14 protein-coding genes and 2 tRNA genes are annotated in these 12,326 nt (G+C 34.8%); 3 read left to right on the top strand and 13 right to left on the bottom strand.

Annotated elements, in window-relative coordinates:
* Position 1: 1 nt before the first annotated feature.
* Positions 2–676, top strand: a complete 675-nt coding sequence (locus tag AC52CF_RS03915; protein ID WP_496517883.1) for a TerD family protein — start codon at positions 2–4, stop codon at positions 674–676.
* Positions 677–747: 71 nt separating this feature from the next.
* On the opposite strand, the gene AC52CF_RS03920 is transcribed toward AC52CF_RS03915, so the two are convergent.
* The 3 genes from AC52CF_RS03920 to AC52CF_RS03930 form a co-directional block, all read right to left on the bottom strand.
* Positions 748–1,269 carry a 3'-5' exonuclease gene (locus AC52CF_RS03920; RefSeq protein ID WP_496517884.1) on the bottom strand — a complete coding sequence of 174 codons (522 nt, stop codon included), beginning with the start codon at positions 1,267–1,269 and terminating at the stop codon, positions 748–750.
* Positions 1,270–1,337: 68 nt separating this feature from the next.
* A complete protein-coding gene (gene tyrS / locus AC52CF_RS03925; RefSeq protein WP_496517885.1) occupies positions 1,338–2,537 on the bottom strand; it encodes a tyrosine--tRNA ligase in 1,200 nt (399 codons plus the stop codon).
* Between the two features lie 190 nt (positions 2,538–2,727).
* The gene (locus AC52CF_RS03930) at positions 2,728–3,243 is read right to left on the bottom strand and encodes a hypothetical protein (protein ID WP_496517886.1); all 516 of its coding nucleotides are present in this window, start codon (positions 3,241–3,243) and stop codon (positions 2,728–2,730) included.
* Between the two features lie 90 nt (positions 3,244–3,333).
* Here AC52CF_RS03930 and AC52CF_RS03935 point away from each other — a divergent pair, with 90 nt between their 5' ends.
* Together AC52CF_RS03935 and AC52CF_RS03940 are read left to right on the top strand one after the other, a co-directional pair.
* Complete coding sequence (locus tag AC52CF_RS03935; RefSeq protein ID WP_496517887.1) at positions 3,334–3,909, top strand: Crp/Fnr family transcriptional regulator; 576 nt, start codon at positions 3,334–3,336, stop codon at positions 3,907–3,909.
* A gap of 62 nt (positions 3,910–3,971) precedes the next feature.
* A complete protein-coding gene (locus AC52CF_RS03940; RefSeq protein ID WP_214590689.1) occupies positions 3,972–4,994 on the top strand; it encodes an NAD-dependent epimerase/dehydratase family protein in 1,023 nt (340 codons plus the stop codon).
* A gap of 17 nt (positions 4,995–5,011) precedes the next feature.
* On the opposite strand, the gene AC52CF_RS03945 is transcribed toward AC52CF_RS03940, so the two are convergent.
* From AC52CF_RS03945 to AC52CF_RS03990, 10 genes are all read right to left on the bottom strand, one after another.
* Entirely contained in the window at positions 5,012–5,617 is a 606-nt protein-coding gene (locus AC52CF_RS03945) for a hypothetical protein (RefSeq protein WP_214590688.1), read from the bottom strand.
* A 121-nt stretch (positions 5,618–5,738) separates the two neighbouring features.
* Positions 5,739–6,404: a hypothetical protein gene (locus tag AC52CF_RS03950; RefSeq protein ID WP_214590687.1), complete on the bottom strand. Its 666-nt coding sequence runs from the start codon at positions 6,402–6,404 to the stop codon at positions 5,739–5,741.
* A gap of 11 nt (positions 6,405–6,415) precedes the next feature.
* On the bottom strand, positions 6,416–6,970 hold the full coding sequence (locus AC52CF_RS03955) for a hypothetical protein (RefSeq protein ID WP_214590686.1): 555 nt from the start codon (positions 6,968–6,970) through the stop codon (positions 6,416–6,418).
* Positions 6,971–7,066: 96 nt separating this feature from the next.
* Positions 7,067–7,450, bottom strand: coding sequence for a tetratricopeptide repeat protein (locus AC52CF_RS03960; protein WP_214590685.1), 384 nt, complete (start codon positions 7,448–7,450; stop codon positions 7,067–7,069).
* Between the two features lie 111 nt (positions 7,451–7,561).
* Positions 7,562–7,858, bottom strand: a complete 297-nt coding sequence (locus tag AC52CF_RS03965) for a hypothetical protein (protein ID WP_214590684.1) — start codon at positions 7,856–7,858, stop codon at positions 7,562–7,564.
* Positions 7,859–7,942: 84 nt separating this feature from the next.
* Positions 7,943–8,015, bottom strand: a tRNA-Lys gene (locus AC52CF_RS03970).
* 5 nt (positions 8,016–8,020) lie between these two features.
* Positions 8,021–8,093, bottom strand: a tRNA-OTHER gene (locus AC52CF_RS03975).
* Between the two features lie 7 nt (positions 8,094–8,100).
* A complete protein-coding gene (locus AC52CF_RS03980; RefSeq protein WP_214590683.1) occupies positions 8,101–9,417 on the bottom strand; it encodes a hypothetical protein in 1,317 nt (438 codons plus the stop codon).
* Between the two features lie 40 nt (positions 9,418–9,457).
* On the bottom strand, positions 9,458–9,889 hold the full coding sequence (locus AC52CF_RS03985; protein WP_214590682.1) for a hypothetical protein: 432 nt from the start codon (positions 9,887–9,889) through the stop codon (positions 9,458–9,460).
* Positions 9,890–10,182: 293 nt separating this feature from the next.
* The gene (locus AC52CF_RS03990) at positions 10,183–12,237 is read right to left on the bottom strand and encodes a M3 family metallopeptidase (RefSeq protein ID WP_214590681.1); all 2,055 of its coding nucleotides are present in this window, start codon (positions 12,235–12,237) and stop codon (positions 10,183–10,185) included.
* Between the last annotated feature and the right edge of the window lie 89 nt (positions 12,238–12,326).

Here is a 12,326-nt window from a genome sequence, read left to right on the forward strand (position 1 = left end):
AATGGCTATCAACTTACAAAAAGGTCAGACCATCAATCTCCGCAAAAATGAACATGGAGAAGATGCATATGATCTGTCATCTGTAACCATAGGTTTAGGATGGGATGTTAGAAGATCCGGTGGTTTTTTCAACCGTCTTTTCGGGATAAGTGACGGTGCGGAATATGATCTGGATGCCATCGCTTTTCTTTTGGATAAAAACGGGAAGGTTGCGGATCTCGGAATGACGGTTCCCGGAAGAAACGGAAGAGAGATTGCTCTGTATAAAAGCGATGTAATCTATTTCAATTCTATGCGGCATCCCAGCGGAAAAATATGGCTGACCGGAGATAACAGAACCGGAGCCGGAGATGGCGACGATGAGCAGATTATTGTATTACTGGATCAGCTGGATGAGCGCTATGAGAAAATTGTGTTTGTAGTTTCAATTTATCAGGGATTGTTCAACAGACAACATTTCGGAATGATAGAAAATGCATTTATCCGTGCGGTAGATGCAAGAGGAAGGGAAATTACAAAATTCAGTCTTTCAGGTGACACCAGTATGAACGGAATGTGTTCTATGGTTTTTGCGGAAGTTTACCGCCACAACGGCGATTGGAAATTCAGGGCCATCGGGGAACCTCACAAGACAGATAATTTTATTGAAGTTCTCGTACCTTACACCTATAAGTAAAAAAAGTATGCTGAAAATGCATACTTTTTTATTTTATCATTAAATACCAGAATTTTACTAAAACAGAGCATTTATTTCAATCCGATTTTCAGTCCCATTTCCTTTTTCATATACAGCAAAACTTCTGCATTTCCTCTTGCGTCATCAACGGGATGATGGGTGTGCTTAGTTTTTCGTAGATGTTTCCACTGGGCAAAAGTATCTTTTTCCATTCCGCAATACAGATCCGCAAGTCTCCTGGAGGAAAACCCGAAAGGATTTCTTCCGATGAAATGATGAAAATACCAACAGATAAACATCCAGTCGAAGCCGTTGTTATCACTGATGAAAATAGGTCTTACTTTAGAATTTTCTTTAATCCATTCTTCAAATTTCAGCATCACTTCTTCAGGATCATTAAAATCCAATGTTTCTTCCCGCGTAAAACCGGAAACTGCCAAAGCTTCGGGATTGAATTTCTCTGAAACAGGCTTCAGTTTTCCGTAAAATGTAGTTTCCAGATTTTCGTCTACTAAAACTGCTCCAAAACAGACCATTGAAAAATCTCCGGGAATCGGTCCGTCCGATTCTATATCGACCATAATGTAGCTCATGCGATTGTGTTTCTATTTTAAAATTTTCTGAACGAATATATTGAAAAAAAAATCTTAAAATTCAATGTTTACAAAAGTTCAAAAAAACTTCTTTTTCCGATCTTAATTTTTATTCTTTTCTCTAATTTAATTTCTTCATTCGGATCTGTTAATTTGATATTGTTGATCTGAATTCCACCGTTTTCAATCAGTCTCCGTATGAAAGATTTACTTTCATTACTTTTCAGTTCATGGCATAATTCCGATAAAACCATTTTATGCTGAATATGGTGGAGAGAGTCAATGAAAACCGGTTCAAAAACTTTTTCTTCAAAATTTTTACTCTGGAACTGATTCATAAAAAACAACTCGGCATTTTCAGCTGATTCTGCATCAAGATATTGTGTGATGATATTTTTAGCGATCAGCTTTTTAATATTCATCGGGTTTTGACCATCATTGATGTTTTGTTTTAAACGTTCTTTCTCTTCAGAAGAAAAATCCGTGGTAAGATCAATAAATTCGTCAATCAGAGAATCCGGAATGGACATCGTTTTCCCGAACATTTCATTCGGTTCGTCAGTTAATCCGATAATGTTGTTTAAAGATTTGCTCATCTTTTCCTTTCCGTCAAGTCCTTTCAGCAAAGGCATACACATCACAATCTGCGGAGATTTTCCGTGACTTTCCTGCAATTGTCGTCCCATTGTACAATTGAAAAGCTGGTCAGTTCCGCCCATTTCAATGTCACAATTAATCTGTACAGAATCGAATCCCTGCAAAATAGGGTATACAAGTTCGTGCATGGCAATCGGTGTGTTTTCTGAAAATCTTTTACTGAAATCATTTCTGCGCATCAGTTGTGCAACTGTCACTTTCGACATCAGTTGGATCACTTCCGAAAAATTCAGCGCATCCAGCCATTCAGAGTTAAAGACAATTTTTGTTTTTTCCACATCAATGACTTTGGAGAGCTGACTGATATACGTTTCTGCATTATGATGAACTTCCTCAGCGGTTAAAGATTTTCTCGCCTTATTTTTTCCTGTAGGATCGCCGATTCTTGCCGTAAAACTTCCGACAATGATTACAATCTGATGTCCCAAATCCTGAAACTGTCTCAGTTTTTTCAAAACAACTGCATGTCCCAGATGCAGATCCGGAGCAGTGGGATCAAACCCAAGTTTGATGATTAATTTTCTGTTTTCTTTTTCGGCTTGCTGAATTTTTTCTTCCAGTCCGTTTTCAGGAAGAATGATTTCTACATTTTCTTTTAATTTTCTGATCATATTTTTAATTTTTAAGCATGAAAAAACCCGAACAAAACTGTCCGGGTTCTATGATATTTTTAGATTAAATTTCTACTGAATATGGTTATAGAAGTCTTCCCGAACGGTTATCCGGGTAATAATAATTGCTGAAAAAAGGAAGACGCAATAGGTTGTTTAAGTGCTTCATGAGTACAAAGATAGAATTTTATTAAAAAATCATTTGTTTTTTCTTCAGAAAATCTTCAACTTTTCTTTCAAAGTCATGGAAATTCTGTACAAGAAAGGCACCGCTTCTTTTGTCTGAAAATTCTTTATCATTAAGCAGTAAATAAGTCTTTTTCAGTTGAAGATAACAAAGCAAAACAAATTGTTTTATTTTAACTTCGAACTGTATTTCCAGTTTAAAATTCAACTGTCCTCCGTAAGATTCTTCAAAATCATATACAGAAATAATGGCTTTATGCTGTTTATCCTTTATTCGTTTTATTTCAAATTTGCATCCTCCCGGTTCGTTGTACCAGATAAATTCAGTTTCCTGTTTGTCTTGTATCAGATCCAGAATGGCATACATGATTTCAGAAAAGGGATTATTAAAAGCATGAGTGATTAAATAATTAAAGTTTCTTCCATCAATGTAAAGCAGAAATTCACTCCATCCGGAAGGAAGAAGGATCAAAAGCATATCCAATTCATCAGACTCTATTATTTTTTTGTTGTTTCTCATGGTACTTTGCAATTTGTAAATTTAGAGAATAGTTTGAAACAAAATATCTTTTGATTTTCATTAAATTTGTGTTTCTCATTCATTTTTATCATGCACGGCAAACTCATACAGCATCTTCAGTCTTTTCATCATTTCAACACTGACGAAATCGGGCTGATTAAAGACTGCTTCGAGCCTGTGGAATATCCGAAAAATACGATTATTGAAGAAAAGGGTAGTGTTCCGGTGCATCTGTATTATATCGTTTCCGGATATCTGAGATTGTTTCATACTGATGAAAAAGGAAACGAAATAACCACCCATATCAATTGTCCTCCCGGATTTTTTACCTCATACTTTCACTTTATCAATCAGACAAAATCAGACGAAAATGTGGAATGCATTACAGATTGTAAATTATTAAGAATTACAAAGGAAAATCTGGACAGGCTTACACTGGAAAGTTCTGCAATGAAAGATTTCAGTATTTCTGTTTTCCATCAGTCGATTACTTACAACGAAAACCGTTCAAAAGAACTTTCAACATTAAATGCAGAACAACGGTATCTTCAATTGCTGAAAAATTATCCGGAAATAATTCAGTTTGTTCCTGTTCAGTATATTGCTTCTTTTCTCGGAATGAAGCCCGAAAGTCTCAGCAGAATCCGCAGAAAACTGATTAACTAACAAAAGTCAGGTGCTTTTGGAATCAGGACAGGGAACTTTGTATCGTCAAAATATAATGAAAAATGATACAAGAAAAACTAAGTCTGGTTTCCGGAGCCAATGGACATTTGGGAAATAATCTGGTAAGATTGTTACTGCAAAAAGAAATTCCTGTAAGAGCAACAGTAAGAAATACAGCTCAAAAAAAATGTTTTGAAGGATTAAACTGCGAAGTTGTTCAGGCAGATATTACGGATAAAGCATCTTTCGTAAAGGCTTTGCAGGGAGTGGAAACTTTTTATGCCGTTGGAGCCGCATTTAAACTTTGGGCGAAAAATCCGGAAAAAGAAATTTATGACGTTAATCTGCAGGGTACAAGAAATACGATTGAAGCAGCGGCTGAAGCGGGAGTGAAAAAAATGGTCTACGTAAGTTCAATTGCAGCTCTGGATTACACCAGACTTCCTACAAAAGAAAGCTATGGTTATAATCCGGATCGTCGGGATATGTATTACAATTCTAAAAATGACGGTGAAAAGCTGGCTTTTGAACTGTCTGCAAAGTTTGGAATAGAACTGGTTTCCGTAATGCCTTCCGCGATGATAGGAGGGGAAGCTTTTCTTCCGCTGAATGTTTCTTACGGTATCTTAAAATTAATTCTGAATAAAGAAATTCCTGTTGATACAAAAATTACGCTTAATTGGATTGATGTGAAAGATGTGGCGGAAGGATGTTATCTTGCAGCACAGAAAGGACGTTCAGGTGAAAGATATATTCTGGCAAATGAAGAATGTATGACGATCACAGATACAACAGCTCTGGCAAAAAAACTGTATCCGGAACTGAACCTGAAAATTCCGCAGTCGGTTCCGAAATTTGTCCTTAAGCTGATTGCGGGAATCATGGAATTTTCGGCAATACTGAAAGGAAAAGCTCCTATTTTGACGCGAAAGGATATTTCTATGTTTTCCGGATTACAGCAGAATTTTGATATTTCAAAGGCAAGAAATGAATTGGGCTTTGCACCGAAAAATCCTGAGACAGCAGTAAAAGAAGCGCTGGATTATCTCATGAAAAACAGGAACTTAATAATAAAAGAGGCCTGAAAAAGCCTCTTCTTATTTTAAAGTCTGAAAATTAAACCTTTATAAAACTTTGTGCAGTCGTACAGCTCCTTAAAATCGGGAAAATAATTTTCTTGATAAAGTTCTGTATTTCCGGCGTTGAACTTCTGTTCTGCAAAGGAAAACAGATCTTTATGATTAATCTGTAAATAATCAGATAAATAATCTTCCTTCTTTTTATTAATAAATCCTGTGAAAAAAATTCCATAGATCAGGAAGCGGTTGAAATCTTCCGTATTGCATTTGTAGCCTAAATATTGTGTTGAATATTTTTCATAATCTGAAATAAGGGTGTTGAAATTTTCCACTTTTTCTGCATTATTTATTTCATAAAAAATATCAAATCCGTGTACGAAAAGCTGGGTTTTCATTTCTTCCGGATCAGAAATGTATTTTGATGCAAACCAATTGAAAATATCTTCCACTTCATCTTTATTAAGACTTTCTGCATTCTCCTGAACTTTCTTTTTAATAAGCTCAAAACTTGTTTTTTGATTTTCTTTAAAAAACTGAAGTGCACCTTCTTCTTCGCGGCAGATTTTATTGTATAGATTGATCTTTGCGGCAACAGGATTGGTTTTGATGAAATAAAGTTTTTCTGCCATAATCTTATGTATTGCCTTATTTTTCAGCAAATTTCAAAACTAAGGTAGTGAAAAATTTCACATGAAAATGCAGATTGGTATTATTTTATACACTTTACAGGTGTTTTTATTATAAGTTTTACTATTTGTTGAAAATGTTTAAATATTTTAGTTCATCTTTTAAAACAACTTCCTGAATGGCTTTATTCATCATGCTTCGAACGATGGAAAGGGGATGATCGGGAAAATCACTGTCATATTCTTCTCTTTCAGATTTGTTCATAAGAGTTCCGGATCTGAACGAAGGTTCGTACGGATCTTCAAACCAGTTTTTAAGTCCATTATCATCGAATGTAACTTCGCCGTTTTGGAGAAATCTGCTTAGTATCAGATTATCTCTTATCCCTGTTGTTCCGGTTTCAACAGCCTGAGCTTTGATGACGAAACTGCAGTTTTCAAAAGGAATGGTAACCGATGCAAGATACGTCATCCCATGTTCTTCCTGCGGAATTTTAAAAATGATTTTTACACTGGGTATGTTATGAAGATTAAATAGTGAAACCTCAACAATACCACCGCCGGAAGCTGAAATGGAATGTCTGTGAAAATTTCTTAATTCATCTGCATTTTTAACAGTTGGCAAATCAGGAGGAATATTGAAAAAATAGAGAGAAATTAAAGCGCTTTGCTCAGGATTCACCCACACAATACGTTCCGCATTCTGATCGACGATTTCCCATCCGAAAGTGGGGATAGAAACCGAATGGATGGTAACTTCCGGCTTTTTTCTTTTAAAGAAAGTAAACATAGTTATTGATTTTAAAGTTTATGATTTGCCGTTTTAAGGAATTTTATCAATTCGGCAAGTCCGTTTTGGGAAAACTGTATTTCATTCTGACTGTAGAATGTAGCTGGCAATTTCAGGTAATATTCCCATGTTTTCAGATCAGCATGGTAGTTGCTTCCTGTTTCAATACCGCTTTTGGTGGTGTATTTGTATTTGGTGTCGTTTTCAGTTTTGGAAGATGAGTTCTGCTGAATTTTTTCAAGCGCATTGATGAGTTTTTCGACTTCATCTTTTTCCAGAGTAATGGTCTTTCTGGAAATGTTGTCGAAAGTTTCGGAAAGTGTCATGATGCCCAAAACACTCAGCGTAGAATCATCCGACAAATCTTTAAGAACAATTTTCTGAAAATGAAGGTCTTTAAAGTCACCGAGTTTTATGATTTCTTTTTGAATTACCGTTTCTTTTTTTGAACTGAAGTTTTGATAATTTTTCTCCAGACCCACATTCAAAGGTTTTACAGTGGGAATCTGCGCTTTAAGAGCTGAAAAAATGATAATAAAAAATGCCGAAATAATTGTTTTCTTCATATAAGATGGTTATTATTTATGTTTTTTAAAAATGCTGAAATTACAGAAAAATTGGGAATTGATTATTAAACCGAATCATTATTTTAGATAAAATTCTCAACGCGACTCCGGATCAAAATGAGCTTTAAAAGTAAGCGGATCTTCTGTTTTGTCTTCTGCAATTTCCAAAAATTCATGATATTCTTCAGGATGCTTTCCCATGTAAGTCATCACAATTGCAAGATTAATAAACAGATTCTTATCCGCCGAACCCAGATTTAATGCCCTGTGAAGATATTTTAAAGCCTGCTCGTCTTCTCCCATATCAGAATAGATTGCACCGATGTTAATTAAGGCTGAAGTATTTTCCGGTTCTAGTGCTAAAATTTCATCTAGCTCTTTGATTAAAAGATCGTTAATTGCATCCCAATGATCTTCATTTTCCCATCTTTTTGCCTGAAGTTTTTTTACGTTTTGTAATCTTGTGTTTGTGTTACTCATGATTTTTATTTTTTTTCTAAAATTTCTGAACAAATGTTTTTGCCTTCATTGCACCGATAATCATATATAATATAATTTTTTCCTGTTTCTACAACTTCATATTCCGTTTTTTTACCAACATAAAATAAGCTGTCCGGCATTTTTTATTTCAGCCTCAAATTTACATTTACTCAGCATTTTTATATCACTTTCTATAATAACAGTTTTTCTTCCATAGATTTCAGTCATTTTATTATTATTGAATTTAACTTTAAAACCAGAGTTACCTTTTTCGTCCCTTGAAAAAGTTCCTTTTTTTATTAAATCGCAGTTGGGAATTTTATCTGAATCTGGGAAATCATTTCTTCTTTGAGATTGACATGTTGAATATAATGCCGTTAGAGTAAAAAGGATAATTTTAAACTTCATTAAAAGGAAATAAAGACAATTACATTATATTTTTATGAACACCAATCTTTAAAATATTAAAGGATTCATCGAATATAATTTTTGTTCTGATAACAGGGCTCGAACCTGTGTCCTCCCGGGTGAAGAGCCGGGTGCTCTGCCGCTGAGCTATACCAGATACGAAGATAAGTGTAGGGCTCGAACCTACGTCAATCCGGAAGAAGAGCCGGATATTCTGCCACTGAATTAACCTATCTTAATTTTTAATTTATTTTTCCAGAGAAAAATTTATTCTTTCTTAAAACTGCTGCCAAAAATGGATTTGAAACCGTTACTCCGTGTACAAGTTCGGGTGTCGGTTTAAATTTCGCAACCGAATGTTGTCTTGGTGCAATCCATCCGCATTTTTCGGGATCTATTCTTGCTTCTCGGCAAATATCTGTAATTAATTTTTTATTGCAAAATGCTTTCCCCTGAAAAACTTCCCAAGGTAGAGGAATCTTGTTCCATACTTCTGTATTAGGATCAATCTTACTGCCTGTTGCATAATGCCATGCAACAACATCAGCAGCCATTAATCTCATGACTTTTCCAAAGCAAATGTCTTCCAGAATAAAATCCATTCCCATTGCATAAATAAGATTCATCCAGTTGTCTCTTGCTTTATTCCATGCTCCGGCTGTATTATTCCAGGTTGTAGAATCATTTCCGCGTCTTACAGCCATTGTCTGGCGATTGATATTGTTTTTGTTCCATAACAATTCTAAAAAACCGGAGATTTCCTGAATAATAGATGTCCATTTGCCCAAGAGTTCGCCTTTTTGTTTATCACTTAAATGATTTAAAGTTGTATCGCTTGTGTAAATATGAGAAATTGCCCACCAATTTGTATTTTCAGGATTTTCTTTACATCTCCCGAATAAAATTTCGCAAATTTCATCAAATGGTCTCTCCTGACTTTGATTGGTAAATACACTTCTCATATTGCAGCGTGCATTATAATAAGCGATAAAACATGCAGTATTTAGATCAGATTGAAAATCCTCAAAACTTATCGTGTGAGCTAGTCCGTGTTTAGAAATTTTTTGAAACTCAAGCTTTTTAGTTTCCTGAATTAATGTTTTTAATTTCTTTTCGATCCTTTTCAGGAGACGCCATTTTTTATTGTAATTCCGTTTAGAAATATCCAGACCTATTTCTTTTCTTTGAATTTTGTTCAGCCTGTCTGTCTTAAAATTATTCTGACCAAAGGATTTAAAAATGAGGGGAGAAGTCTTATTTAAAAAATCTTCAATATCTTCTGTCTTACGACCATATTTGTCAGTTTTTTGAGTTTCAATCTTAAAGATTTCTATGGCTTTATTAATTTGGACTTCTGCACCAACTGTAGTTCCAAAACTTTCTAACATTGAAGTATAGCCGTACAGATTTCTATTCAGAGATCCTTTTGCTGCCTTTTCCAGAATTTGATTTTCATGAGTTGAAAGTTGAACTTTCATAAGTTCAACAATCATTTCCGCAACATCTTCCGGACGTCGTCGTTCATCTAAGGTTTTGTAAAGATCTTTGATATTGTACATTGTCACTTTTTATTTCAAATCTAATAATAAACTGTGAAAATTATTGATACTTCATTTTAAAATCAAGTCCATTTTCATATTCGGCAGGATTAAAAAAAGTAATAACTCCGATATCAGAATTCAGCCTTTGTTTCAAATCATTTAAATAAATTTCAGCTAAAGTAATGGTTCCGTCAATAGTTAAACTGAAGACAGTTTTATTATCATCTGTGATATTGACGCCAAATGAAATTTTATCAGGATTATTTACATATTGATTCCAGTAAAATGTCTGGTCAACATGATCTTTATTTACAAAATAATCGATCATCTCTTTATTGCTGGTAAAGCCTTCTTCGCTATCTATTCTGGAAGTATAATCTAAATTCAAAGACTCATATTTAGGCAGATAAAGATGTAAAAGTTCAAAAATTTTTTCGGTTGATTTTCCGTCAAAATAAACCTGACAGACAATGTCTTTAATTAATTCCATGGTTTTAATTTCGAATTGGTTTAAAACGGATTCTCAAATATAAATTTTAATTCTACGCAAAGTAAAACAATTTTTAAGATTAAAGAGAACAAGCATATTTCCGTTATGTGCAGATGATGAAACGTGCGCTTCATAGCAGATGAAATCTGCCTCACTTTGCTTTACTTAAATATTTAGCTCTGAATATAAAGCTTTGCGTTTCAGATTTATAATTAAGAATAGCTTAAATTTTCATTACGGATTTTTAAAATAAAACCATTAAGCTCAATAACTTAATGGTTTTAGAAATGTTTTTATCCAAACGCTCTCTTCAGCAAACTTTCCACTTTCGGTTCGCTTCCTCTGAAATTCTTGTATAGCTCCATCGGATCTTTTGTACCGCCGGAAGAAAGAAGAACTTTGTATTTTGCAGCAATTTTAGGATTGAAAATTCCGTTTTCCTTGAAATATTGAAACGCATCTGCATCCAGAACTTCCGCCCATTTGTAAGAATAATATCCCGCAGAATATCCACCCTGAAAAATATGTGAAAAACTCGGACTCATCGCCGTTTCAGGATTCGCAGGATATAACTGTGTTGCTTTTGTATATTCATCCTCAAACTCCTTTACACTTTTATTCTCCAACTCTTCAACTTTAGTATGGTAATTCATATCCAGTAACCCGAAACCAAGCTGCCTCAAGGTCTGATAACCTTCCATAAAGTTTTTAGACTGGGCGATTTTCTCAATTTTTTCATCCGGCAAAACTTCTCCTGTTTTGTAATGTTTTGCGAACGTTTTTAAGAATTCCGGTTCGTAGCAGAAATTTTCAAGGAATTGAGAAGGCAGCTCCACGAAATCCCATTTTACGGAAGTTCCGGAAAGAGTAGGGTATTGCGTATCGGCAAGCATTCCGTGAAGAGCATGACCAAATTCATGGAACAAAGTCGTTACTTCCTGAAACGTCAGTAAACTCGGCGTATCCTTCGTCGGCTTACTGAAATTACAAACGATAGAAATATGCGGACGGGAATTTTCGCCGTCTTTTTTGTACTGGTTTTTATAACTCGTCATCCATGCTCCCGCTCTTTTGCTTTTTCGCGGGAAATAATCTACATAAAGCAGCGCTTTGAATTGGGTTGATGGTTGTTTGTTGTCAGTCTGAGCGGAGTCGAAGACTTCTTTTACCTCATAAACCTTTACCTCTTCATGGTATTTCGGAATATCGTTTCTTTCCTCAAAAGTCAATCCGAAAAGTTGTTTTGCCAATCCGAAAACAGCATCCTGAACCTGATTTAACGGAAAATAAGGTTTTAATTCTTCATCATTGAGATCATATTTTGCTTTGCGGAGTTTTTCTGCATAAAAAGCGTGGTCATAACCTTGCATTTCTTCAATTCCGTCTGCTTTTGCCAAAGATTTCAACTCTTCAATTTCTTTGTCGGCATAAGGTTTTGCTTTGGTTAAAAGTTCGTTCAGAAAATCGATAACTTTTGTCGGAGATTTTGCCATTCTTTCCTCCAGAACGTAATCTGCATAATTTTTATAGCCTAATAATTCAGCTTTTTGCTGTTTTAAATTCAGCAATTCTTTAATTAAATTCTGATTATCAAATTCTCCGCCGTCGAAAGACTTTTTGCCGTTTGCCAAAGTAATTTCCTTTCTAAGCTCACGGTTTTCAGCATACGTCATGAACGGAATATAACTTGGATATTGCAGCGTTACCACCCATCCTTCCAGATTTCTTTCTTTGGCTTCTTCTGCATATTGTTCAAGAATAGCTTCCGGAATCCCCGCAAGATCTTCTTTATTGGTGATATGTTTAAAATAATTATTCGTTGAAGCCAATACATTCTGTCCGAACTGAAGCGATTTTAAAGACAAATCCATGCTGATTTTCTTTAATTTCTCTTTGTCTTCTTCATTTAATAAAGCACCGCTTCTCACAAAACCTTTGTACGTTTCCTCCAGAAGCATTTTCTGCTCTTCGTTGAGGTTATATTTCTCTTTTTCATCGTACACTTTTTTAATTTTACTGAAAAGAGCTTCGTTTTGAGAAATTTTTGAAGAATATTCTGTTAGAATCGGAGAAACTTCCTGTGCGATCTTTTGGATTTCGTCGCTGGTTTCTGCAGAATTTAAATTGAAAAATATATTGGAAACCACATCAAGCTGCTCTCCTGAATACGCCAATGCTTCAATTACATTTTCAAAGGTTGGTTCTGCAGAATTATTGGTGATCGCATCGATCTCTTCTTCGGATTTTTTAATTAATTCTTTAAAAGCAGGAAGATAATCTTCAGTTTTAATCTGATCGAAAGGTGCTGAATGATATGGTGTGGTAAATTTTTCTGTTAAAATATTCATATTCTGATTTTTAATTATTGTAAATTTAATGATTCTCCGGAACCGACAGCAAAAATGCTCAAAAATGATGCCTGAAAAGAAGTTGTGAC

This window comes from Chryseobacterium sp. 2P (assembly GCF_059579425.1).

Excerpts from the sequence above, each read along its gene's own strand:
- AC52CF_RS03915 (WP_496517883.1), top strand. The coding sequence starts at position 2 with ATGGCTATCAACTTACAAAAAGGTCAGACCATCAATCTCCGCAAAAAT.
- AC52CF_RS03920 (WP_496517884.1), bottom strand. The coding sequence starts at position 1,269 with ATGAGCTACATTATGGTCGATATAGAATCGGACGGACCGATTCCCGGA.
- tyrS (WP_496517885.1), bottom strand. The coding sequence starts at position 2,537 with ATGATCAGAAAATTAAAAGAAAATGTAGAAATCATTCTTCCTGAAAAC.
- AC52CF_RS03930 (WP_496517886.1), bottom strand. The coding sequence starts at position 3,243 with ATGAGAAACAACAAAAAAATAATAGAGTCTGATGAATTGGATATGCTT.
- AC52CF_RS03935 (WP_496517887.1), top strand. The coding sequence starts at position 3,334 with ATGCACGGCAAACTCATACAGCATCTTCAGTCTTTTCATCATTTCAAC.
- AC52CF_RS03940 (WP_214590689.1), top strand. The coding sequence starts at position 3,972 with ATGATACAAGAAAAACTAAGTCTGGTTTCCGGAGCCAATGGACATTTG.
- AC52CF_RS03945 (WP_214590688.1), bottom strand. The coding sequence starts at position 5,617 with ATGGCAGAAAAACTTTATTTCATCAAAACCAATCCTGTTGCCGCAAAG.
- AC52CF_RS03950 (WP_214590687.1), bottom strand. The coding sequence starts at position 6,404 with ATGTTTACTTTCTTTAAAAGAAAAAAGCCGGAAGTTACCATCCATTCG.
- AC52CF_RS03955 (WP_214590686.1), bottom strand. The coding sequence starts at position 6,970 with ATGAAGAAAACAATTATTTCGGCATTTTTTATTATCATTTTTTCAGCT.
- AC52CF_RS03960 (WP_214590685.1), bottom strand. The coding sequence starts at position 7,450 with ATGAGTAACACAAACACAAGATTACAAAACGTAAAAAAACTTCAGGCA.
- AC52CF_RS03965 (WP_214590684.1), bottom strand. The coding sequence starts at position 7,858 with ATGAAGTTTAAAATTATCCTTTTTACTCTAACGGCATTATATTCAACA.
- AC52CF_RS03980 (WP_214590683.1), bottom strand. The coding sequence starts at position 9,417 with ATGTACAATATCAAAGATCTTTACAAAACCTTAGATGAACGACGACGT.
- AC52CF_RS03985 (WP_214590682.1), bottom strand. The coding sequence starts at position 9,889 with ATGGAATTAATTAAAGACATTGTCTGTCAGGTTTATTTTGACGGAAAA.
- AC52CF_RS03990 (WP_214590681.1), bottom strand. The coding sequence starts at position 12,237 with ATGAATATTTTAACAGAAAAATTTACCACACCATATCATTCAGCACCT.